This window comes from Azospirillum fermentarium (assembly GCF_025961205.1).
Lineage (GTDB): Bacteria > Pseudomonadota > Alphaproteobacteria > Azospirillales > Azospirillaceae > Azospirillum > Azospirillum fermentarium.
This window is the reverse complement of record NZ_JAOQNH010000001.1, coordinates 2,153,178-2,175,749: the sequence shown is the minus strand read 5'-3', so window position 1 is coordinate 2,175,749 and position 22,572 is coordinate 2,153,178. Positions and strand designations below refer to the sequence as shown.

The 22,572-nt window shown below is 65.9% G+C and carries 21 protein-coding genes, 3 tRNA genes and 1 CRISPR repeat array; of the genes, 5 read left to right on the top strand and 19 right to left on the bottom strand.

What is annotated here, in order from left to right; genetic code table 11:
• Positions 1-12 precede the first annotated feature (12 nt).
• The 4 genes from M2352_RS10345 to M2352_RS10330 all read right to left on the bottom strand — a co-directional run bounded on the left by M2352_RS10345 (position 13) and on the right by M2352_RS10330 (position 4,029).
• Entirely contained in the window at positions 13-1,398 is a 1,386-nt protein-coding gene (locus tag M2352_RS10345; RefSeq protein WP_264664409.1) for a pyruvate dehydrogenase complex E1 component subunit beta, read from the bottom strand.
• Between the two features lie 82 nt (positions 1,399-1,480).
• Complete coding sequence (gene pdhA / locus M2352_RS10340) at positions 1,481-2,497, bottom strand: pyruvate dehydrogenase (acetyl-transferring) E1 component subunit alpha (protein WP_264664408.1); 1,017 nt, start codon at positions 2,495-2,497, stop codon at positions 1,481-1,483.
• Positions 2,498-2,744: 247 nt separating this feature from the next.
• On the bottom strand, positions 2,745-3,116 hold the full coding sequence (locus tag M2352_RS10335; RefSeq protein WP_264664407.1) for an FtsB family cell division protein: 372 nt from the start codon (positions 3,114-3,116) through the stop codon (positions 2,745-2,747).
• Between the two features lie 469 nt (positions 3,117-3,585).
• Positions 3,586-4,029, bottom strand: coding sequence for an acyl-CoA thioesterase (locus M2352_RS10330; RefSeq protein WP_454464564.1), 444 nt, complete (start codon positions 4,027-4,029; stop codon positions 3,586-3,588).
• A gap of 134 nt (positions 4,030-4,163) precedes the next feature.
• Between M2352_RS10330 and parE the strand changes: the two genes are divergently transcribed.
• The 3 genes from parE to M2352_RS10315 all read left to right on the top strand — a co-directional run bounded on the left by parE (position 4,164) and on the right by M2352_RS10315 (position 6,902).
• A complete protein-coding gene (gene parE / locus M2352_RS10325) occupies positions 4,164-6,149 on the top strand; it encodes a DNA topoisomerase IV subunit B (protein WP_264664406.1) in 1,986 nt (661 codons plus the stop codon).
• 17 nt (positions 6,150-6,166) lie between these two features.
• The gene (locus tag M2352_RS10320) at positions 6,167-6,763 is read left to right on the top strand and encodes a histidine phosphatase family protein (protein ID WP_264664405.1); all 597 of its coding nucleotides are present in this window, start codon (positions 6,167-6,169) and stop codon (positions 6,761-6,763) included.
• Positions 6,764-6,827: 64 nt separating this feature from the next.
• Positions 6,828-6,902 (top strand) — tRNA-Gln (locus M2352_RS10315).
• A gap of 199 nt (positions 6,903-7,101) precedes the next feature.
• Here M2352_RS10315 and M2352_RS10310 read toward each other — a convergent pair.
• From M2352_RS10310 to M2352_RS10270, 9 genes are all read right to left on the bottom strand, one after another.
• The gene (locus M2352_RS10310; protein ID WP_264664404.1) at positions 7,102-7,644 is read right to left on the bottom strand and encodes a glycine-rich domain-containing protein; all 543 of its coding nucleotides are present in this window, start codon (positions 7,642-7,644) and stop codon (positions 7,102-7,104) included.
• A 775-nt stretch (positions 7,645-8,419) separates the two neighbouring features.
• Positions 8,420-8,496, bottom strand: a tRNA-Arg gene (locus tag M2352_RS10305).
• 18 nt (positions 8,497-8,514) lie between these two features.
• Complete coding sequence (locus tag M2352_RS10300; RefSeq protein ID WP_264664403.1) at positions 8,515-8,814, bottom strand: ETC complex I subunit; 300 nt, start codon at positions 8,812-8,814, stop codon at positions 8,515-8,517.
• Positions 8,815-8,910: 96 nt separating this feature from the next.
• Positions 8,911-8,987 (bottom strand) — tRNA-Pro (locus M2352_RS10295).
• Between the two features lie 88 nt (positions 8,988-9,075).
• Positions 9,076-9,573 carry a DUF192 domain-containing protein gene (locus M2352_RS10290; protein ID WP_264664402.1) on the bottom strand — a complete coding sequence of 166 codons (498 nt, stop codon included), beginning with the start codon at positions 9,571-9,573 and terminating at the stop codon, positions 9,076-9,078.
• Positions 9,574-9,686: 113 nt separating this feature from the next.
• On the bottom strand, positions 9,687-10,238 hold the full coding sequence (locus M2352_RS10285) for a hypothetical protein (protein ID WP_264664401.1): 552 nt from the start codon (positions 10,236-10,238) through the stop codon (positions 9,687-9,689).
• Positions 10,235-10,819: a hypothetical protein gene (locus M2352_RS10280; protein WP_264664400.1), complete on the bottom strand. Its 585-nt coding sequence runs from the start codon at positions 10,817-10,819 to the stop codon at positions 10,235-10,237. Before M2352_RS10280 ends, M2352_RS10285 begins: the two co-directional genes overlap by 4 nt.
• A gap of 186 nt (positions 10,820-11,005) precedes the next feature.
• Positions 11,006-12,250 carry an SLC13 family permease gene (locus M2352_RS10275; RefSeq protein ID WP_264664399.1) on the bottom strand — a complete coding sequence of 415 codons (1,245 nt, stop codon included), beginning with the start codon at positions 12,248-12,250 and terminating at the stop codon, positions 11,006-11,008.
• A gap of 23 nt (positions 12,251-12,273) precedes the next feature.
• Positions 12,274-13,101 (bottom strand): MBL fold metallo-hydrolase, encoded by an 828-nt coding sequence (locus tag M2352_RS10270; protein WP_264664398.1) that lies wholly within the window; start codon positions 13,099-13,101, stop codon positions 12,274-12,276.
• Positions 13,102-13,435: 334 nt separating this feature from the next.
• Positions 13,436-14,318: direct repeats of the CRISPR family, unit length 29 nt; unit sequence GGGTTCATCCCTGCGCATGCAGGGGAAAG.
• Positions 14,319-14,693: 375 nt separating this feature from the next.
• Here M2352_RS10270 and M2352_RS10265 point away from each other — a divergent pair.
• The gene (locus M2352_RS10265; protein WP_264664397.1) at positions 14,694-15,110 is read left to right on the top strand and encodes a hypothetical protein; all 417 of its coding nucleotides are present in this window, start codon (positions 14,694-14,696) and stop codon (positions 15,108-15,110) included.
• Between the two features lie 13 nt (positions 15,111-15,123).
• On the opposite strand, the gene M2352_RS10260 is transcribed toward M2352_RS10265, so the two are convergent.
• From M2352_RS10260 to queA, 5 genes are all read right to left on the bottom strand, one after another.
• Positions 15,124-16,167 (bottom strand): GGDEF domain-containing protein, encoded by a 1,044-nt coding sequence (locus tag M2352_RS10260; protein ID WP_264664396.1) that lies wholly within the window; start codon positions 16,165-16,167, stop codon positions 15,124-15,126.
• A 98-nt stretch (positions 16,168-16,265) separates the two neighbouring features.
• On the bottom strand, positions 16,266-17,324 hold the full coding sequence (queG, locus tag M2352_RS10255; protein WP_264664395.1) for a tRNA epoxyqueuosine(34) reductase QueG: 1,059 nt from the start codon (positions 17,322-17,324) through the stop codon (positions 16,266-16,268).
• A 3-nt stretch (positions 17,325-17,327) separates the two neighbouring features.
• Complete coding sequence (gene queF, locus M2352_RS10250) at positions 17,328-17,798, bottom strand: preQ(1) synthase (RefSeq protein WP_264664394.1); 471 nt, start codon at positions 17,796-17,798, stop codon at positions 17,328-17,330.
• 25 nt (positions 17,799-17,823) lie between these two features.
• Positions 17,824-19,044, bottom strand: coding sequence for a tRNA guanosine(34) transglycosylase Tgt (gene tgt, locus M2352_RS10245; RefSeq protein WP_264664393.1), 1,221 nt, complete (start codon positions 19,042-19,044; stop codon positions 17,824-17,826).
• Between the two features lie 5 nt (positions 19,045-19,049).
• Positions 19,050-20,081, bottom strand: coding sequence for a tRNA preQ1(34) S-adenosylmethionine ribosyltransferase-isomerase QueA (queA, locus tag M2352_RS10240; RefSeq protein ID WP_264664392.1), 1,032 nt, complete (start codon positions 20,079-20,081; stop codon positions 19,050-19,052).
• Positions 20,082-20,224: 143 nt separating this feature from the next.
• On the opposite strand from queA, the gene M2352_RS10235 reads away from it, so the two are divergent.
• Positions 20,225-20,662, top strand: a complete 438-nt coding sequence (locus M2352_RS10235; protein WP_264664391.1) for a DUF3574 domain-containing protein — start codon at positions 20,225-20,227, stop codon at positions 20,660-20,662.
• A gap of 10 nt (positions 20,663-20,672) precedes the next feature.
• Here M2352_RS10235 and M2352_RS10230 read toward each other — a convergent pair whose 3' ends face one another.
• Positions 20,673-22,514 carry an ABC transporter transmembrane domain-containing protein gene (locus M2352_RS10230; RefSeq protein ID WP_264664390.1) on the bottom strand — a complete coding sequence of 614 codons (1,842 nt, stop codon included), beginning with the start codon at positions 22,512-22,514 and terminating at the stop codon, positions 20,673-20,675.
• Positions 22,515-22,572 lie beyond the last annotated feature (58 nt).

Sequence of the window (22,572 nt, the reverse complement as noted above, 5' to 3'; positions counted from 1 at the left end):
GGTCCCGTCTCCTCAACCGCGATAAAGCACTTTCTTGGCCGCAGCGACGATGTGCTCGACCTGCGGCAGCGCCAGCTTTTCCAGGTTCGCGGCGTAGGGCATGGGAACGTCCACGCCATGCACACGCACCACCGGGGCGTCGAGATGGTCGAAGGCGTGATCCATGGCGATGGCCGCCATTTCCGACCCGATGCCGCACACCGGCCAGCCTTCTTCCACCGACACCAGCCGGTTGGTCTTCTTCACGCTTTCCACGATGGTGTGGACGTCCAGCGGACGGATGGTGCGCAGGTCGATGACCTCGGCGTCGATGCCTTCCTTCGCCAGCGCTTCCGCGGCGGCCAGCGCGTGGCCGACCATCAGGGAATAGGCGGTGATGGTCACATCCTTGCCGGCGCGCACGATCTTGGCCCGGCCGATGGGAACGATGAAATCCTCGCTCTCCGGCACGTCGAACGACTGGCCGTAGAGGATTTCGTTTTCCAGGAACACCACCGGGTTCGGATCACGGATCGCCGCCTTCAGCAGGCCCTTGGCATCCGCCGCCGAATAGGGCGACACCACCTTCAGGCCCGGGCAATGGGCGTACCACGAGGCATAATCCTGCGAGTGCTGCGCACCCACGCGGGCCGCCGCCCCGTTGGGACCGCGGAACACGATGGGGCACCCCATCTGACCGCCGGACATGTAAAGGGTCTTGGCCGCCGAATTGATGATGTGGTCGATGGCCTGCATGGCGAAGTTGAAGGTCATGAATTCCACGACCGGCCGCAGACCCTTGAAACCCGCACCCACGGCCAGACCGGAAAAGCCATATTCGGTGATCGGGGTGTCGATCACGCGGTCGGGGCCGAATTCCTGGAGCAGGTTCTGGGTGACCTTGTAGGCGCCCTGATACTGGGCGACCTCTTCACCCATGACGAAGACCTTTTCGTCACGGCGCATTTCTTCGGCCATGGCGTCGCGCAGCGCTTCACGCACGGTGCGCTTGACGGTCTTTTCGAAGAACTTGTCCTCGTCCGACGGCGGCGGGGCCGCCGGCCCGCTGGCCGGGGTGGCCGGCAGGGTGGAGGCGGCGGGCGCCTCGTCGCCCTTCACCGACGGCAGGGCCGCGGTCTTGGGCTTTTCGCCGCCGGCGATGGCCGAGGCGTCCTCGCCCTCTTCCAGCAGCACGGCGATGGGGGTGTTCACCGCCACGTTCTCGGTGCCCTCGGCGACCAGGATCTTACCGATGCGGCCTTCGTCCACCGCTTCGACTTCCATGGTGGCCTTGTCGGTTTCGATCTCGGCGATCACGTCGCCGGACTTCACCGCGTCACCTTCCTTCTTGACCCATTTGGCCAGCTTGCCCTCGGTCATCGTGGGCGACAGGGCCGGCATCAGCACTTCGATCGGCATAGCTTCCTCCGTCCGCAGGCGGGCGGCTCAGGGGCCTTCACGGCCCGGCGCCCCACCCGCGGGAAATCCGCGGTTGTTGCGCTCAGCCCTCGATGAGGACGTCGGTGTACAGCTCCGAAGGATCGGGTTCGGGGCTCTGCTGGGCGAACTCCGCCGATTCCGACACCACGGCCTTGACCTCGCGGTCGATCTCCTTCAGCGACTCCTCGGTGGCCACACCGCGCTCCAGAAGGATCTTCTTCAGCCGGTCGATGGGATCGGATTCGGTCCGCATCTTCTCGACTTCTTCCTTGGTGCGGTACTTGGCCGGGTCGGACATGGAGTGGCCGCGGTAGCGGTAGGTCTTCATCTCCAGGATGACGGGGCCGTTGCCGGCGCGCACCCAATCCACCCATTCGTCGGCGGCGGCCTTGACGTCCAGGACGTCCATGCCGTTCACCTGATACCCTGGAATGCCGTACGCCGCACCGCGCTGGTGCAGTTCACCCGCAGAGGCTCGCTCCTGCGAGGTGCCCATGGCATACTTGTTGTTCTCGATGATGTAGACAACCGGCAGCTTCCACAGCGCCGCCATGTTGAAGCTTTCGTAAACCTGACCCTGGTTAACGGCGCCGTCCCCCAGATAGCAGGTGCAAACGCCGTTGTCCTTCAGGTACTTGTGACCGAAGGCCAGCCCGGTGCCCAGCGGCACCTGACCGCCGACGATGCCGTGGCCGCCGTAGAAATTCTTCTCGCGGCTGAACATGTGCATCGAGCCGCCCTTGCCCTTGGAATACCCGCCGCGGCGGCCGGTCAGCTCGGCCATCACGCCCTTGGCATCCATACCGCAGGCCAGCATGTGGCCGTGGTCGCGGTAGCTGGTGATCACGGTGTCACCGGGGTTCAGCGCCGCCTGCACACCCACCACCACGGCTTCCTGGCCGATGTAGAGGTGGCAGAAGCCGCCGATCAGGCCCATGCCGTAAAGCTGGCCGGCCTTTTCCTCGAAACGGCGGATCAGCAGCATTTCCTTGTAATAGCCGAGAAGCTCGTCGTGCGTGACGGCTTCGGCCGGCGCGGCGGTCTCGTTCGGCGCCTTGCGGCTTCGTGACGCTGCCATGGGTTCTCCCCCCTAGCGTGTGCGCGGCGGGCGGGGGAACCTTGTGCACCCAAGGGAATCCGGCCGCCGCATCTTGATTGCGAGAGTTAAGCGCCGCGAAACCTACCTGACAAGCAACGGGTCTGCAAGGTGCTGTTCTATATAGAAAAATTCAGATTAACCCGGTATCGGTTAATCGGCTGATTTCCTGATGCTTCTCGGGGCGCTTCCTCGGGGCCTTGTGCGGCTTCTTTTAACTGTATTCGAGTTAATTCTTGGCGAGCGGCTTTGGCGCCGCCTGCGAATCGGCCTCTTTCGGCAGAGCCGGCAGCGGAACGATGACCTCGTTTGGGTGAGTCAGGTTCAGCATGGCGCGGGCCCGTTCTTCCAGCATGTCGGGGTCCAGATTGTCGTCGCGCAGAAGCTGGGCGCGGCGTTCCATGCGCATCCGCTCGCCCTTCACATCGTCGAGGACTTTCTGCGCTTCGGTGATTTCCGACTGGAGATGGCGCAACGCGATGACCCCCCGGTCACCCTGAACGGCGTAATAGATGAAGTAGGCCACGATCGAAGCCCCGATCGCAGGCCCGATCACCTGGCGAAGCACGCTCCTGGCCGCGCGGGCCAGAACGTCGGTCATGGATGTCATCAGCGTCATGGACCGGATGGAATCATGTTACGGCCAAGCCGTCAACGGAAATCCGAAGAAACCGGAGAGAACAGGAGGCTGCTATAACTTTAGGTTACGGCATTGCAAAAGACGAGATGGCAATTTTATGAGCAACGGGCAAATTTTGCCCAAGCATCGGCAATTTTTGCCCGCCGGCCCTGTTGGGAAGCAACCAGTCAAACCATGATCCGAGGAGTGATCCGATGAGACGCCCCCTTTGGCTTGCAGCCCTGCTTCCGCTTGGGCTCGCCTTGTCCGCGTGTGACGAGAGCGATCAGAAAACACCCGCCACCCCGCCGCCCGCGGCCCAAAGCACCACGCCCGCACCGACGGTGGAGGCACAGCCCCGCGTCAATTCCCCCGGAACGCCGGGCCCCACCGGCATGTCCGGCAGCGAGGCCACCCGCCCCCTGCCCGGCGGCCCCACCGGCACACCTCCTTAAAGAGTAGGCTTGTCCGCCGGCACCGGGCGGGGGCGGCGCTGGTCGTCGATGGCGACGAAGGTGAACAGACCCTGAGTGACCTTGACCACCTCCCCCGCCGCGCCGGGCCGCGACGGGCGCCGCGCCCAGGTTTCAACCCGTACCTGGATGGAGGTGCGGCCGACCCGCACCACGTTGGCAAAGCAACTCACCTCGTCGCCGATCAGCACCGGCTGGTGAAAGCTCATGGCCTCGATGCCCACGGTGGCGACACGGCCCTTGGCCACACGCTTGGCAGCGACGGCCCCGGCCAGATCCATCTGCGACAGGATCCAGCCGCCGAAGATGTCCCCGTTGGGATTGGCGTCCGCCGGCATGGCGATGGTGCGCAGGGCCGGGCCGCTGTCCAGGCTTTCCATGATCTCCGGCGGCACCGTCTCGCCGGACAAATTTTCGCTCATGCAACATCCTTCCCGAAAAAAGCGCCGACAAAACATGGGTGCCGGTCTATACAACATCCAGACCATGCCGGGCCGCATGTCTGCCGGACCGGTTGCCGCTTGCGTTGACAAGACGATATTCCTATTATCACCCCATGAGCGATCTTTTCGAGAACACCGGCCGCACCGATGGCACTTACTCCGCCCAGGACATCGAGGTTCTGGAGGGGCTGGAACCGGTGCGCCGCCGCCCCGGCATGTATATCGGCGGCACCGACGACCGCGCCCTGCACCATCTGGTGGCCGAGGTGCTGGACAACGCCATGGACGAGGCGGTGGCGGGTTTCGCCAGCCGCATCGACCTGGAGCTGGCATCCGACGGCACGGTGACGGTGCGCGACAACGGCCGCGGCATCCCGGTGGACGATCACCCCAAGTACCCCGGCAAATCGGCGCTGGAGGTGATCCTGACCACGCTGCATTCGGGCGGCAAGTTCTCCAATAAGGTTTATCAGACGTCGGGCGGCCTGCACGGCGTCGGGCTGTCGGTTGTGAACGCGCTGACCGACAAGCTGCGGGTCGAGGTGGCGCGCGACCGCCAGCTCTACACCCAGGATTACAGCCGCGGCGCACCCCAGGGGCCGCTGGCCCGCCAGGGTGCCGTCAACAACCGCCGCGGCACCACCGTGCGCTTTCACCCCGATCCCGAGATCTTCGGCGAACAGGCCCGCTTCGAACCCCACCGGCTCTACCGGCTGGCACGGTCGAAGGCGTACCTGTTTCGCGGCGTGGAAATCCGCTGGAGCTGCGATCCGGTTCTGCTGGCTTCCGACGCCGCCACGCCGGCGCAGGAGACTCTGCATTTTCCCGGCGGCCTGCGCGATTACCTGACCGCGGCGTTGAAGGGGCGCAAGACCCTCACCCCCTCCCCCTTCGCGGGCGAGGTGGAGTTCCCCAACGGCCAGGGCCGCGTGGAATGGGCGGTGGCATGGCCGGAGGATGACGAGGGCTTCTCCCACACCTATTGCAACACCGTGCCCACCCCCCAGGGCGGCACCCACGAGGCGGGCCTGCGCACGGCGCTCACCCGCGGGGTGAAGGGCTATGGCGAGCTGACCAACAACAAGCGGGCCGGGCAGATCACCGCCGACGACGTGATCGGCGAATGCTGCGTGCTGCTGTCGGTGTTCATCCGCGAACCCCATTTCCAGGGCCAGACCAAGGACAAGCTGGTCACGCAGGAAGCGCAGAAGCTGGTGGAAGCGGCGGTCAAGGACCACTTCGACCACTGGCTGTCCGGCGATCCCGCCGCCGCCAACGCGCTGCTGGAACGTCTGATCGAAAAGGCCGAGGAGCGCGCCCGGCGCAAGCAGGTGAAGGACACGGCGCGCAAGACCGCCACCCGCCGCCTGCGCCTGCCCGGGAAGCTGGCCGACTGCTCCCGCAACAACGCCGACGGCACCGAACTGTTCCTGGTGGAGGGTGACTCGGCGGGCGGCTCGGCCAAGCAGGCGCGCAACCGCGAGACCCAGGCCATCCTGCCCCTGCGCGGCAAGATCCTGAACGTGGCCAGCGCGTCCGCCGACAAGATGAAGGCCAACCAGGAACTGAACGATCTGGTGCAGGCGCTGGGCTGCGGCGTGGGGAAGGATTTCTCCACCGACAAGCTGCGGTACGAGCGGGTCATCATCATGACCGACGCCGACGTGGACGGCGCCCACATCGCATCGCTGCTGATGACCTTCTTCTACCGGGAAATGCCGGATCTGATTCATCAGGGACATCTTTACCTGGCGCTGCCGCCGCTCTACCGTCTGAGCCACGGGGGCAAGTCGCTCTATGCCCGCGACGACGCCCACAAGGACGAGCTGATGGCCCGGCTGTTCAAGGGCAAGAAAGTGGACATCAGCCGTTTCAAAGGCTTGGGCGAGATGATGCCGCAGCAGTTGAAGGAAACCACCATGGACCCGTCGCGGCGCACGCTGCTGCGGGTGGTGGTGCCCAACCCCGCCGATCCCGAGGAAAAGGCCGAGGCCGACCGCACCCGGTCGCTGGTGGAAAGCCTGATGGGCCGCCGCCCCGAACTGCGGTTCCAGTTCATTCAGGACAATGCCAAGTTCGTCAGCGACATCGACGTGTGACGGGCACCGCTGGCTCCATGGATGGTTCCACGGATCGCCGGATCATCATTCTGGCCCGCCATGGCCGGGTGGCTCCGTCCACCCGGCGCTTTGGCGGCCCGGCCGCGTTCCGGGATTTCTTGGCCGCCTATGACCGGGCGCCGCTGGACCCATCGCGCCCGCCACCACCGGATCTGGCGGCGCTGGCCGGTGGCTCCGCGACGGTGTTTGCAAGCTCTCTGCCCCGCTCGCTGGCCTCGGCGGCGGTGCTGGCGCCCGGACGCCCGGCCCGCTCCCTGCCCCTGTTTGACGAAGCCCCGCTTCCGGTCCCATCCCTGCCACTCCATCTTCCCATGGTGGCCTGGACCGTTGTGGCCCGCGCCCTCTGGCTGGCGGGCGCCGGCGGGTGTGAGAGTGCCGCCGCCGTCCGGGACCGGGCCGCCCAGGCCTGCACCGTTCTGGAAGACGCGGTGGCGGCGGGACCGGTGTTTCTGGCCGGGCATGGGTGGATGAACCGCCTGCTTTCCCATACCCTGACCCACCGGGGATGGCGGGTGCTGGAGACGACGGGGCACGGCCCATGGTCCCGCCGGGTTCTGGCCGCCCCGTCGAACGGGCAGGAGGCAGACCGATGATTTTCCCGCATTTTGGGTGTTGCACCGCCCGGCCATTCTGATTATGGTGCCGCACCTCAAGCGTTGGGGCGTCGCCAAGCGGTAAGGCAGCGGTTTTTGGTACCGCCATTCCCAGGTTCGAATCCTGGCGCCCCAGCCAACCATTCTCCTTGAAAAAAAGAGCTTTTAAGACGGTGTGCCTTGGGTCACATCGGCTCCTGGCATGGAGGATGGATGGGGGAGGCAGAACCCGATTTATGCTCTGCCACCCCGCACATTACCCCTCTTTGAACACATCGCGCCGGCACGGCCCGCCGCCCCATCAGCAGACTGCGGGCCGGGCGTTCTCCGTGGCTTTGTTACGCCGTGCCGACGGGCCGGGACAGGTAGCACGCCGCCCCTTGGGCCTGCACCGCCGCCGGCTGGGACAAATAGCACGCCGCACCCTCGGCCTGCACCGCCACCGGCCGGGACAGGTAGCAGGCCGCACCCTCGGCCTTCACCGCCGCCGGCTGGGACAAATAGCACGCGGCACCGTCAGCCTTCACCCCATAGGGGCTTTCCGGCATTTCAGCACCATAGGCCACCAACGCGCGCGTCTCAGTCCAAGCCCGCTCATAGGCTTCGGTGCCATAGACGGTGGGGTCGTGATCCAGGATGTGGCCGAAAATCTCCTGGCACATGGTAACGTACCGCAGCGGGTTCAGCATGTGGGTGTGCCACGCGGCATCGACCTCCTTGGTGGGGACCAGCGGCGTCGGCGGATTCCTGGCGGCGGCCATCAGGAACAGGCGGTATTTTTCGGTGGCCTGCGTGGCCCGTTCCCGCTCGATCCCCTGCTGGGCCAGTTGATCGACGATGAAGCGCAGATCCAGGTTCGTGAGCTTTTCAACGGCATCCATGCCATTTTCTCCTTTGGTCAAACGCCGCGGATTCCGCGCGGCATCGGCAATCACCCCGTCATGGCAACGCCGCGGTAAGGCCCAGCATGACAGGCGGTGATATTCCGTTCATGGACGATCGGCACCATTCTGATGCAGGGCGGCCGTGTCGCCTCTTCAGCAATAAAACCAGACCATGGCACAGCCCCACTTCCCATGATGGATCGGTTGCTTCTTGCGTGTTCGTACAAGGCAGACTTTCGTTCTCGGAAGAGACGAAAAACAACGCGATCAAAAAATATCAACTTTGCAAGTTGTTAAAACACAACTGAACACACCAAATACTCGTTGAAAAATCAATAATTCAACCAAACCGACAACAAAAACACAAAACAAAACTGAACCATCAAGTGACTCTACCGAAAAGAGCATAGAGAATAATCATCTAGATCTTATCTTATATCACTAGGGATCTCATAATTTTTGCCCGCTATCAACCCCCCGCGTTACAAATTTGATAAATTGATAATAAATATCATGGCTTAGATCATACAAGGCAACATACAGGCGGATTTATCAAATTTAAAATCCATACAATGGTATTCTTTTCTTTCCTTGTTTCGCCGATCATATTGAAATAAAACCACAAATCCGCTGGCGAGGAGATTGGTCAGAAGAAATGCAATTTTTGTTTGTATTTGAATAAATAGCCAAACAATAGCCCGCGAAACGGGCAAAGAAAAACGGCACGCCGCAATCACGGCGTGCCGTTTTTCTGTTGCTGTCCAGCGGACGGTGGCGACCCCTGCTGGATTCGAACCAGCGACCTGCCGCTTAGAAGGCGGCTGCTCTATCCAACTGAGCTAAGGGGCCTGCCGTCGTGAACCCGCCTTACCAGCGCGAGGGCCGGTCCAGACGGAAATTGTCGGCGTAGTTGCGCGGGCGCACGCGGCGGACGGGGGCGTCCTGAACCGCATAATCCCACCCCTTCTTCTCCGCAAAGGCCACGGCCTCCGCCGCGCTTTCAAAGCGCAGGCGGACCTGGTTGAGCGTGTCGCCCGAAGACGTCCAGCCCATCAGCGGTTCGGGACGGCGGGGGGTTTCGATTTCGTATTCCAAGAGCCAGTAATGAGTCTTCGCCCGCCCGGACTGCATGGCCGTCTTAGCCGGTTGATAGATCCGAACCTGCATGGGCGGCGTCTCCTTACGTTTCTTGCACTGGTTTTCCCATTGGCCCACAAGCGGACCCATCATGGCGGGAATCGCCGACGATGGTATGCCGTCTGCTGGTCGGGGCGCCCGGATTCGAACCGGGGGCCTCCAGTACCCAAAACTGGCGCGCTACCAGACTGCGCTACGCCCCGATGCCGTGGGTGTCAGATACACGAACCCGGCAGCGGGGGCAAGCAATCCCTAACGTTGACAGGCACATGATCAATCGTGCCGCATCTTTCAGGGGGCGCTGCCGAACACCGGGTGGCGCACACGGTCGCCCGGACGGATACCCAGGCGGCCGGCCAGCCCGCCGTTGATTTCCAGAATGCCCAGAACCGCCCCATCCGACCGGATCGCGTCTTCGGAATGGGGAACGGCGCGGTCATGGATATTCACCACCCGGCCATCGGAAGCGATGAACAGCATGTCCAGGGGAATCAGCGTGTTCTTCATCCAGAACGCCGCGGGCTGGGGATGATTGTAGACGAACAGCATCCCGGCGTCGGGGGCCATCGACTGACGGAACATGAGCCCCTGCGCCTGCTGCTGCGGTGTCAGCGCCAGTTCCACCGTAAAGTGGAAGACCCGCCCCGACGCGGTTTCCACGCTCAGACTCGATGTGGCGAACGGCTCCAGCGCCGATGCCGGGCTCACCGCCAGCATCACCGGCCACAAGGCCAGCACCAGCCACAAAGAAACGCCGCGCACCAGCCGGCCGATCCGTTCCGCAATCATGGTGTCGTCACCATTCCGCTTGGCTTACAGGGAGGGAAAGGGGCTCCGCAGGGGCGCCCGCCGCGGACGATGCAGCAGCCGGGCGGCCCTGTCCAGCCCCTGCCGGCGGGCGATCAGCTCGCCGCCGGGCGGGATGTCTGGAACAGGTCTTCGCGGGCCGCCGCCACCTTTTTCACCGCATAGCCGGGGCGGGCGCTGAAACGGCGGAGCGCGCGGGTTCCCGCCTCCTTCTCGCCGCTGGCCCACACCAGATAATCGCGGCCCAGCACCCATTCCTGGGCCAGGGGATGGCCGGCTTCCACCTCGCGGATCTGGGGATTGGCAACAGTGACCAGCCATTCCTTGTCGCCGGGATTGCGGCGGTCGGACAGAATAAGGATGCGCGGACGCTTGCGCGACTGTGCCTCCGTCAGCTTCTGCTGCATCTCCATCTGGCGTTGCCGCAGCACGGCCATCTCGTCGCCGGTGCGGTCGATCTCCTTCAGCAACGCCTCTTCCTCGCTTTGCAGGCGGGACAGGGTGATTTCCAGCCGGCCAACCGTGTCGCGCACCCCACGCACCCGCGCACGGGACTGGGCCGACATCTTTTCCATGGCGATCAGCACATTGCCCAGCCACGCCGCCAGGGCGATGATCACCACGATGATGAGGAAGTTCAGCATCATGACGCGGATGCCTTGCTCGGGGCCTTGGCCGCCTTCGGCGCAGGCGCGCGCTGGAAACTCTTCTGGAAGCCCATTTTGAAGGGGAAGGCCACCTCCACCAGCTGCTTGGCCTCCTCAAAGTTCCACGCCCAGACCTCCGCCACGTTGGTGTGGCGCCAGATGGGGTTGACCGCCGCCTTTTCCCCCCCGGCGCGCGCCATGGCCGATGCGGCGTCCTGCTGGATGTTCACCTTGAACTTGGTCATCCCCATCTGGGGGTCGCCCACCTCGTGGATGAACAGGGGCGGTTCGTTGGCAAGGTCGCTGATGACCTTTTCCACCTTGCGGATTTCGGTTTCCAGCCGGTGCTTGTCCGATACCACCTGATTGCGCCGGGTGGTCAGGTTGTGGATGCGGTCCTGCATCTCGTGGTTTTCGGAATGCAGCACATAGATGCGGTTCTCAAGCTGCTCCACCCCGGCGGTCCGCTGGATCATGGTGGGCAGATAGGCTTTCAGCAGCATCACCACCGGCAAGGCCGCGAGCATGATGCCGGCAATCGCCAGCAGCAGCAGCGTGGTGTTGGTTATGGACAGAGACATGGACATGGCCCTTGCCGGCCCCCGGAGATGGTTTCCTTGAGTATGGCCCGCATACGGCAATAAGAATCACTTATTTGTCACGGAACGTCAATAAGGCCACCGCAAAAGGGAGTATTCGGCCGCTTCAACCGCATCAGCCGTGTTTTATCTTTCGCGCGATCCTTCCAAGATTTCCACGAAGCCCCCCTACCCGATCCAGCCGCCGGCCCACAGCCAGACGACGGCAAAGCCCATGGACAGCAGCGTCATCGGGATGCCGCAGCGGGCATGATCGGCAAAACCCAGCCGCACCCCGGCCAGTGCTGCCCGCTCCACCATGATGATGTTGGCCAGACTGCCCAGCAGCAGCAGGTTGCCCGCCAGCGTGGTCAGCAGCGCCAGCGCGTACAGCGCCCCTTCCGGCGGGGCGGTCCAGGCGTTCAGCAGCAGGATCACCGCCGGCACGTTGCCGATGGTGTTGCTGGACACCAGCGCCAGCGGCGTCATCACCGCCAGCCGGTCGGGAAACCACCCGGCCCCCTGCAACGCATCCACCAGCAACGCCGGAATGCCGGTCAGGGCCAGGGCATGGTTGACCGTGAACAGGGCGGCGAACAGCACCAGCAGGTGCCAGTCCACCATGCCCAGCATGGTGCGGCTGGCCATCTGCCGGCTGACCAGCATGACGCCGGCCACCGCCAGAACCCCCATGTCCTGGGGCAGCGGGGTGGCGAACAGGATCAGCAGGGCGACGGTCGCCACCACCGCCTTGACCAGCGGCCAGCGGTCGAGAACCGGCGGATCGGCGGACACCGGGGCGGGGGGATGGGGAAGCTCCAGCCGCCCGCGCCACACCCACAGCACCACCCCCAGCACACAGGCCAGCGCCGCCAGGGCCGGCACGCCGCACACCGCCAGGAACCGCCAGAAATCCAGCCCGCCGGCCTGGGCGATCAGGATGTTCTGCGGGTTGCCGATGACGGTCGCCGCCGATCCGGCGTTGGCCGCCCCGGCCAGCGCGATCAGATAGGGGCGCGGGTCCAGCCCCCGGCGCGCCAACCCGGCACACAGCATGGGCGTCATGGCAAAGACCACCACGTCGTTCGCCAGCACCGCCGACAGCCCGCCGCCCACCGCCACGGTCACCACCATCAGCCGCACGGGCGACGGCGCCCCGCCGTCCCCACCCGCCACCTTGTAGGCGCACCAGTCATAAAAACCGCTGCCGGCGTATTGCGCCGACAGGATCATCAGCCCGAACAGGATGGCCAGGGTGGGAAAGTCGATGGCGCCCGCCACCGAGTGGGCCGGCAAAACGCCGCTCAGCACCAGGGCGATGGCGGCCACCAGCGCGATGCCGGTGCGGTCGATGCGCAGGCCGGGAAACCGCCCCAGCGCCATCCCCGCATAGGTGACGGCGAACAGGGCGACGGCCACAACGGTGTCGGTCATGACAACGGGATTTCTTGAAAGGATCACACCAGGGTGATCGACATGCCTTCGCGCGCGGCGAAGACGGGGGGCCACACGGCCTGCGCCGCCTGTTCGATCTGGACCATGGCGGCGTCGTCGCGGTCGGGGTCGTGGTGGAACAGCGCCAGCTTGCGCACGCCGGCCTGACGGCACAGGCGCACGCCCTCGGTCCAGGTGGAATGCCCCCAACCCACGCGCTGCTGATACTCGTCGTCGGTGTAGGTGGAATCGTACAGCACCAGATCGGCCCGGTCGATCAGGTCCAGGATGTTCTGGTCCGGCTTGCCCGGCACATGTTCGGTGTCGGTGACATAGACGATGGACTTGCCCTCGTACTCGATGCGGTAACCGGTGGCGCCGTCGGGATGGTTCAGGGGGGCGGTGCGGATGCGGATGCCGGACCCGACCATGAAATCGTCGCGCGCCCCCACCTCGGTAAAGCGCAGCGTGCCGCCCATGGTGCGCAGGGGCACGGGGAACAGCGGGCGTTCCATCTGGCGGGCCATCACCGCCTCGATGTTCAGGGTGCCGCCGGTCAGATGGCCCGACACGATGTCCAGGGAAAAGCCGGGGGTGTAGGCCGGCGCGAAGAAGGGAAAGCCGCTGATGTGATCGAGATGGGTGTGGCTGAGCAACAATGTGGCGCCCGTCACCCCCTCCTTGAGAAGTTTTCGTCCCAGAAGGCGGATGCCGGTGCCGGCATCGAGAATCACGCGCTGGTCCCCGGCGCGGACCTCGACACAACTCGTGTTGCCACCGAACCCCAGATGGGAGGCCATCGGGCACGGAATCGTTCCGCGGACCCCCCAGAATGTCACCGAAAAGCTCATGACCACACGCCATCGCTACCGAGTGGGTCATTATACCACATCGGAATGCCGGTCACAGCGCGATCGGAACGCAGCAGCTCCACCACCACCGCAGGTAAGTGCGGGAGAAACAGATGCTTGCCGCCCCTGCCCGCCTGACGGCATGGGCATGGAGCGCCCGGAGAGGAATGGCGGCGGCCATGCGCAACAGGGGCGCTGGCTGCGCCGGGAGGGGAAAGAGACAGACACGAGTGAGCGTGGACGGACGGGCGGGATACGCATTTTGTCTAGACAAAGGCCCTCCCTGCGCGTGCAGGGGAAAGAAACCGGGGAAGCGGGCCGCGAGTTCGCGCTTGGGTTCATCCCTGCGCATGCAGGGGAAAGTCCAGACGGGGTTTCAATATGGTACTTGCCCGGGGTTCATCCCTGCGCATGCAGGGGAAAGGCGGAGACACAATTTCAGTTGCTATCGACATGGGGTTCATCCCTGCACATGCAGGGGAAAGCTGGCCTGCTCCAAGTCGCTGTTCTGCTTGCGGGGTTCATCCCTGCGCATGCAGGGGAAAGGCGGTGCCGTAGCCGTAGCCCGTCACGTTTGTGGGTTCATCCCTGCGCATGCAGGGGAAAGTCGTCGTCATGGGTCATCGTCTCCTGCGATCAGGGTTCATCCCTGCGCATGCAGGGGAAAGCAGCGTGCCGCGGCGGACGTCATAGTGGTCCAGGGTTCATCCCTGCGCATGCAGGGGAAAGGGCCAGACGAACCCGCGCTTCTTGGAGTGGATGGGTTCATCCCTGCGCATGCAGGGGAAAGACGGCCACCCACGCCCCGCGGTGCTCCACCGTGGGTTCATCCCTGCGCATGCAGGGGAAAGATGACCACCATGAGCAAGAAGATCCACCTGAAGGGTTCATCCCTGCGCATGCAGGGGAAAGCCCTTCTGGGTGTGACACACGATCGTTTTCATGGGTTCATCCCTGCGCATGCAGGGGAAAGAGGGTGGCTGGCCCGCCGCCGGAACGGCCGGTGGGTTCATCCCTGCGCATGCAGGGGAAAGGCGTTGCGGAACAACTCCCCCAGACGGGTGTTGGGTTCATCCCTGCGCATGCAGGGGAAAGCATCCTGCTGCCGTTTCAGAAGTTCATTGCCGGGGTTCATCCCTGCGCATGCAGGGGAAAGTTCCACCAGCTGTCCAACGGCGCCTCGGTAAAGGGTTCATCCCTGCGCATGCAGGGGAAAGGGTGCTTACAAGGGCCTGTACCAAAACGAACTTTTCTCGAGAGTCTTGCACATCATTTTTGATTTTTCAGGAATTACCAATAAAGGAAAAATTCAAGGAACGACACTCCCTGCCGCTGAAGAACCGTGCAGCCAGGAAACCAATGTCGGGTTGCTTCAATATTCACGATATTCTTTTGCCGCCGGAAAGCGGTCCATCCCGCCGGCGCTGCGTTCCGCAGAACCGGCGTCGTGGAGGATACGTGCGCCCGGCGGGGCCGTCAATCCGCCCTGCCCGCTGTCATCGCCCTTGGCAACCGTGGGGCGGGCGCGGCATCATCCGCACCTGCCGGCCCCCGGCATCACCCGCACAAACACCGAGCCATACACGCCGACCATGACGCAGCCCGATCCCAAAGACGCCCTGCGCGCGCTGCTGGAAACCTATCTGCGCTGCCCGGTGCAGCCGGTTCTGGCCGAATTGCAGCAGGGGCTCGCCGCCTATCAGACCGCCTGGATTCACGCCCGCGCCGGTGCCGGCGGCGATGCCGTGGCGGTCAAGGACGCCGCCCCCGCCGCCAAGGCCCCGCCGGTGCCCAAGCCGAAATTCCCCGTGGGCGCCGCCGAGCGGGAGATCCTGGAAAAGCTGGCCGGCGGCTGGACCGCCACCACCGCCGACGTCACCCGCTGGGTGTGGTTCGAGGACCGCGAGCTGGTGACCCTCGTCCCCAACCCCGCGGGCCAGGGGCCGGACGTGCTGCGTCTGGCGCCCGAGGGGTGGCGGGCCATCGGGCGTCACCCGCCGCAAGGCTGAAAGGCGCGCGGGATCAGGCCCCCGGCGCCGCTTCCGCACGCACCTGATTGCGGCCGCCGTGCTTGGCGTCGTAAAGCGCGGCGTCTGCCCGGCGGACGAGATCGGCCCCCCCCTCCCCCGGACGGTATTGGGCGGCGCCGATCGACAGGGTAACCGTGCCGTAATTGGTGTTGCGGGCACGGTTGATGATCTGCCGCCCGCCGACCGTGGTGCGGATCTGGTTGCCCACCGTCACCGCGTTGGCCAGGGTGGTGCGGGGCAGCAGGATGGCGAATTCCTCGCCGCCGAAACGGGCGGCGGTGTCGCGGCCCTTGATGCATTCGGTCAGCGCCTTGGCCACCAGCCGCAGCACGTGGTCGCCCACCAGATGGCCGTGGGTGTCGTTGAAAAGCTTGAAATGGTCGATATCGACCAGCAGCAGGGCCAGGGGCTGGCCGTCCCGCTCCGCCTCGCGCATGGCGTCGGCCAGCATCTGGTCGAAAGCCTTGCGGTTGTAGATGCCGGTCAGCCCGTCGGTCATCGCCTCCCGCCGGGCGGTGTCCAGGCTGATGCGCATGTCGGCAAGCTGCTGGCTGGTTTCCAGGAACTGGGTTTGCAGCCGGTTCTGGCGGTCCAGGATGGCGGTGGTCTCGGCGGCCACGGCGGCGATCACGGCGCGCAGATCCTCCACCGACATGGGCTGTTCCAACTCGCCCTGCAGCCCGGCCAGGGCGGAGCCGTAACGGTTGGTCTCCGCGCCCGCGGTGTCGAGCACCCCCAGCACCTTGCCCAGCAGGGCGCGCGCCCGCTCGCTGGTTTCGCGGATGGCCTGCGCCTCCGCATCCAGGGTGAAGAAGCGCTTGAACAACTCGTCGCAATGGCTTTGCGACAGGGCGCCGCTGTCGCGCCGGGAGATGTCGAGGGCGCGGGTCAGGTCGGGCAACTGACCGCTGAAATAGGTGTACCACAGGCAGAAGTTTTCAGGGGTCGGGGCCAGCCCGTCTTCCTGCATCCGCTGCATGGCGCTGGAAGCAAAGGCGTTCGCCCGCTCCACATCATCAGTATAGCTTGGAATCATCCCTGCCCCTCCTGCCGGGGCATACGGTTACGGGCAGACAGCGTAAACGGCAAGACATCAATCGTTAAGATATCGATTGTGCGCCGCCGCAACGGTCCTTATCCGCCGCTCCGCTGCAATCGTGCCACAGCCCACGCCGCCGTTTCCCGCACCAGGGGCGACCCGTCGCCCAGCCGCGCCGCCGCCGCGGACAGCAACGCCGGGATGCCGCTGTTGCCGATGGCGATCATCACGTTTCGGATGAACCGGTCCCGCCCGATTCGCTTGACGGGCGAGGCGGAGAACAGCCGGCGGAACCCCGCATCGTCCAGCGCCGCCAGTTCGGCCAGCCGCGGCGCGGTCAGCTCCTCCCGCGGCAGGAACGCCGCCTCCCGGCTCGCCTGGGCGAAGCGGTTCCACGGGCACACGGCGATGCAATCGTCGCAGCCATAGACGCGGTTGCCGATGGCCGGGCGGAATTCCTCGGGGATCGGTCCGGCATGCTCGATGGTCAGATAGGCGATGCAGCGGCGGGAATCGAGCACATAGGGCTGGGGGAACGCCTGGGTCGGGCAGATGTCCTGACAGCGGGTGCAGCGTCCGCAGCGGTCGGTGCCCGGCTCGTCGGGCGGCAGGGAAAGCGTGGTGTAGATCTCACCCAGAAACAGCCACGATCCGTGCCGGCGCGACACCAGCACCGTGTGCTTGCCCTGCCACCCCAGCCCGGCCTGGGCCGCCAGCGGCTTTTCCAGCACGGGTGCCGTGTCCACGAACACCTTCACGTCGGCCTTGTAGCGGTGGTGGATCCACTGCCCGATGGTCTTCAGCCGGCCCTTGATCAGGTCGTGGTAATCGCGGTTGCGGGCATAGGCGGATACCATCCCCTGTTCCGGGTCGGCCAATCCGGCCAGCGGATCGCCATCGGGGGCATAGGACAGGCCCAGCGCGATGATGGTGCCGGCCTCCGGCCACAGGGTGCGGGGGTCGCCGCGGCGGTCGGTCTTGTCGGCCATCCACGCCATATCGGCGTGGTAGCCGGCGGCCAGGAACGTTCCCAGCCGCTCCCGCGTGCGGTCATCCAGGGCGGGTGCGGCAAAGCCCACGGCGTCGAATCCGGTGGCGAGCGCCCGTTCGCGGATGGCTTCGCGGATGGCGGAAGCGTCCGCCGCCGTCCCCATGGATCAGCCGCGCCCGCGGTAGGGGGGAACGTCCTGCGCCGGAATCCACACGTCCGCCGGGGGCGGGCCGGACTGGTAGAACACGTCGATGGGGATGCCGCCGCGGGGATACCAATAGCCGCCGATGCGCAGCCACACCGGCGCCAGTTCCTCCGCCAGACGCCGCCCGATGCCGACGGTGCACGCCTCGTGGAAGGCGCCGTGGTTGCGGAACGAGCCCAGGAACAGCTTCAGCGACTTGCTTTCCACCAGCCAGTCGCCGGGCACGTAGTCGATCATCAGGTGCGCGAAATCCGGCTGCCCGGTGATCGGGCAGAGGGAGGTGAACTCGGGGGCCGTGAAGCGCACCAGATAGCGCACCCCCGGTTCCGGGTTCGGCACCTTTTCCAGCACCGCCGCTTCCGGGCTGTCGGGAAGGCCGGTGCTGGCCCCCAACTGGGTCAGGCCGCTGTAGATCGACGGGGAGCCGGTCATGAGACGCTTTCCTTCGGGTAACGGGTCAGGCCGCGGGTTCGGGATCGGCGGAGACCGTGACGGCAGCCTCAACGGGGGCCGGCGCCTTCTTCTTGCCGCGGGCGGGCTGCGACAGGGCCAGCGGGTCGGGCGTCTCGGCGATGTCGCCCAGTTCCAGTTCCGCTTCCAGCGCCGCGGCCCGTTCCTCGAACTCCCCGGCCTCGATGGCGGCGCGCAGTTCGGCCATCAGATCCTGATAGTGCTGCAGGTTGTGCCACGTCAGCAGCATCGGCCCCAGCATCTCCCCCGCCTTGATCAGGTGGTGGATGTAGCCGCGGCTGTAGTTGCGGCACGCCGGGCAGGCGCAACGGTCGTCCAGCGGGCGGTCGTCGTGGGCGTGGCGGGCGTTGCGCAGGTTCAGCACGCCGCGGCGCACGAACGCCTGGCCCGTGCGGCCCGAGCGGGTGGGCATCACGCAATCGAACATGTCGATGCCGCGGCGCACCGCCCCGATGATGTCGGACGGGCGCCCCACCCCCATCAGATAGCGCGGGCGTTCCGCCGGCAACAGCGGCATGGTGTGGTCGAGCACGGTGAACATCGTCTCCTGCCCCTCGCCCACCGCCAGCCCGCCGACGGCGTAGCCGTCGAAGCCGATGCCGGTCAGGGCCGCCACGGATTCGCTGCGCAGGTCGGGATAGACGCTGCCCTGGACGATGCCGAACAGGCCGTAGCCGGGCCGTTCCACGAAAGCATCGCGGCACCGCTGCGCCCATTTCATGGACAGGCGCATGGATTTCGCCGCCACCTCGTGGGTTGCGGGGAACGGCGTGCATTCGTCGAACGCCATGGTGACGTCGGAATCCAGCAGGTGCTGGATCTCCATGGACCGTTCGGGCGTCAGCCGGTGGCGGCTGCCGTCCAGATGGGATTTGAAGGTGACCCCATCCTCGTCCAGCGTGCGCAGCTCGTTCAGCGACATCACCTGGAACCCGCCGGAATCGGTCAGGATCGGGCCGGGCCAGTTCATGAAGCGGTGCAGGCCGCCCAACTGGGCCACCCGTTCCGCCGTCGGCCGCAGCATCAGGTGATAGGTGTTGCCCAGGATGATCTGCGCCCCGGTGGCCCGCACCTGTTCGGGGTGCATGGCCTTCACCGTGCCCGCCGTGCCGACGGGCATGAAAGCCGGCGTGTCGATCACCCCATGGGCCGTGTGCAAGGTACCGCGCCGCGCCGCACCGTCATTCGCCACAAGTTCGAACTTCATGCCGTTCACTCCGCCCTCCGCAACAGGGAGGTGTCACCATAGGAATAGAAGCGATAGCCCGCCGCGATGGCGTGGGCATAGGCGTCCCGCATCCGCTGGAACCCGGCAAAGGCCGATACCAGCATGAACAGCGTGGACCGCGGCAGGTGGAAGTTGGTCATCAGCACGTCCACGGCGCGGAAACGGTAGCCGGGGGTGATGAAGATGTCCGTCTCGTCGGAAAAGGGCCGGACGGTGCCGTCGGGATCCGCCGCACTTTCCAGAAGCCGCAAGGCGGTGGTGCCGATGGACACGATGCGCCCGCCCGCCGCCCGCACGGCGTTGATGCGCGCCGCGGCCTCCGCCGGCACGATCCCCACCTCGGCGTGCATGCGGTGGTCGCGGATGTCGTTCACCTTGACCGGCAGAAAGGTGCCGGCGCCCACGTGCAGCGTCACCGCCACCCGCCCGATCCCGCGGGCATCGAGTGCTGCCAGAAGCCCGGGCGTGAAGTGCAGCCCGGCGGTGGGGGCGGCCACCGCCCCTTCGGCTGCGGCGAAGACGGTCTGGTAATCGTCCTTGTCGGCGGACTCCGCCCCGTCGGGCCGGGCGATGTAGGGGGGCAGCGGCATGGCGCCATAGGCGTGCAGCCGGTCGAACAGCGCCCCGCCGGCGGCGCTGAAGCGCAGCACGATTTCCCCGCCCTCACGCTTGTCCATCACCGTGGCGGTGAAATCCTCGGCAAAGACGATGGTGTCGCCCACCTTGAGCCGCTTGCCCGGACGGGCGAAGACGGCCCAGGTGTCGTCGCCCATGCGCTTGTGCAGGGTGGCTTCCACCTTCACCACGCCGCGCTGGCCCCACAGGCGCGCGGGGATCACGCGGGTGTCGTTGATGACCATCAGGTCGCCCGGTTCCAGCAGCGACGGCAGGTCGCGGACGATGTGGTCCGACAGCGTGTCGCCGACCGACAGCAGGCGCGCGGCGTCACGCGGCCGCACGGGGTGGCTGGCGATCAGATTCGGCGGCAGGTCGAAATCGAAATCGGCGGTTTTCATGGATTCTTTTCGAGATTTGCGCTCGTATAGAGCAATTTCCCGCGAAAAGGGAAGCCGCCGTAAGCCGCCGAAGCCCAGCCATGCACGGGGCGGGTGACCAAAGTCACTTTCTTGACCGCCCCCACCGACAAGAAGGTTCCCGGATGGTCCGATTACCCCTGTCCCGCGCGTTCGCCGCCGGTGCCGTCGTCTCCGCCCTGTCGGCCTGCGCCGGCGCCCCGCCACCCCCGGCCCCCGCCTGCGCCGGCCTGCCCGGCTCCCCCATGGTGGAGGCCAGCCTGTTTTTCGGGCGCAACATCGGCGGCACGCTGGGGGTCAGCGACAAGGACTGGCAGCGCTTCGTGACCGAGGTGGTGACCCCGCGCTTTCCCGATGGGCTGACGGTTCAGGATGCCGCCGGCCAATGGCGCGACACCGACACGGGCGCGGTGGTGCGGGAACCGTCGAAGGTGCTGATCCTGTTCATCCCCCGCGAGCCGGCGGCCCTGACCAAGATCAAGGACGTCGCCGACGCCTACAAGACCCGCTTCCAGCAGCAGGCGGTGGCCACGGTGCTGCGGACCGCCTGCGTCGGGTTCTGACAGCGAATAATCAGACCGGCTCCACCGGGGCGTCGAACTGCAGCGCCGCCAGACGGGCGTACAGCCCGCCCTCGCGGATCAGGTCGGCGTGGGTGCCGGTGGCGACGATGCGCCCGCCGTCCATCACCGCGATGCGGTCGGCGTTCACCACCGTCGCCAGCCGGTGGGCGATGATGAGCGTGGTGCGCTGGCGGGTCAGGGCGTCCAGCGCCTCCTGCACCGCGCGTTCGCTCTCGGCGTCCAAGGCGCTGGTGGCCTCGTCCAGCAGCAGCAGCGGCGGGTCGCGCAGGATGGCGCGGGCAATGGCGATGCGCTGGCGCTGCCCGCCCGACAGCCGCACGCCCTTTTCCCCCAGGAAGGTGGACAGCCCGTCGGGCAGCGCCTCCAGGAACTCCAGCGCGTGGGCGGCGCGGGCGGCCTCCCGCACCTCGGCATCGGTGGCGCCGGGGCGGCCGTAGCGGATGTTCTCCCACGCGTTGGTGGAGAAGATCACCGGATCCTGCGCCACCAGCCCGATGCGCCCGCGCACGTCCGCCGGGTCGGCGTCGCGGATGGGCACGCCGTCCAGCCGGATCACCCCCGCCTGCGGATCATAGAAGCGCAGCAGAAGCTGGAACACCGTCGATTTGCCGGCCCCCGACGGGCCGACCAGCGCCACCGTCTCGCCCGGCGCCACCGACAGGGTGAAGTCGTTGAGCGCGGCCCAGTCGGGGCGGGACGGATAATGGAACCGCACCCCCTCGAACGCCACCGCCCCGGTGGACGGCAGCGGCAGGGGCACCGGGTTGGCGGGGGCGATGATGTCCGGCTGCTGCTCCAGCAGTTCGAACAGCCGCTCGGTGGCGCCGGAGGCGCGTTGAAGATCGCCGATCACCTCGCTGATCGCTCCCACCGACCCGGCCACCACCACGGCATAGACCACGAAGGCCGACAGCTCGCCCGGCGTCAGCCGCCCGGACAGCACGTCGTGCCCGCCGATCCACAGGATGATGCCCACGGCACCGAACACCAGCACGATGACGATCATGGTCATCAGCGCCCGCGCCTTGATCCGCTCCACCGCGACGCCGAATGCGTCCTCCACCCGCCCGGCGAAGCGCGCCCGCTCCTCCGGCTCGCGGGTGTAGGACTGCACGGTGCGGATGGCGCCCAGCGTCTCGTCCACGGTGGCGCCGATGTCGGCCACCTTGTCCTGGCTGGCCTTGGACAGCCGCCGCACCCGGCGGCCGAAGAACAGGATGGGCGCCACCACCAGCGGCACCACCAGGAACACCAGCCCGGTCAGCTTGGGCGAGGTGATGAACAGCATCGCGGCGCCGCCCAGGAACATCAGCAGATTGCGCAGCGCGATCGACACCGACGACCCCACCACCGTCTGCAACACCGTGGTGTCGGTGGTCAGGCGCGACAGGATTTCGGCAGTGCGAGTCGTCTCGAAAAAGCCGGGACTGAAGCGCAGAACGTGGTCGAAGACGGTGCGGCGGATGTCGGCGATCACCCGTTCGCCCACCCACGTCACCAGATAGAAGCGGCCATAGGTGGAGGCCGCCATCAGCACGATGACGCCCAGCAGCACCAGCAGCGCCCGGTCCAGGAGCCCGGTGTCGCCGGCGGCAAACCCCTGGTCCACCAGAACCCGCAGGCCCTGGCCCAGGCCAAGAACGGTTGCGGCGGCCACCATCAGCGCCACCCCGGCCCCGGCGATGGGCAGGGCGTAGGGGCGAAGAAACGGGCCAAGACGATACAGCGGTTTCAGGCTGCGCTTGCGGTTGTCCGCGGGATTTTCAGGGGCCGATTCGGATGACACCGATGGTTTCCATGGCTGGATTATGAGGTATATATGTCCCGCCATATGGCAGCTTGAACGCCGGACGGCAAGTTTGCCCGGTGAAAGCTGTTTTATTGGCGGC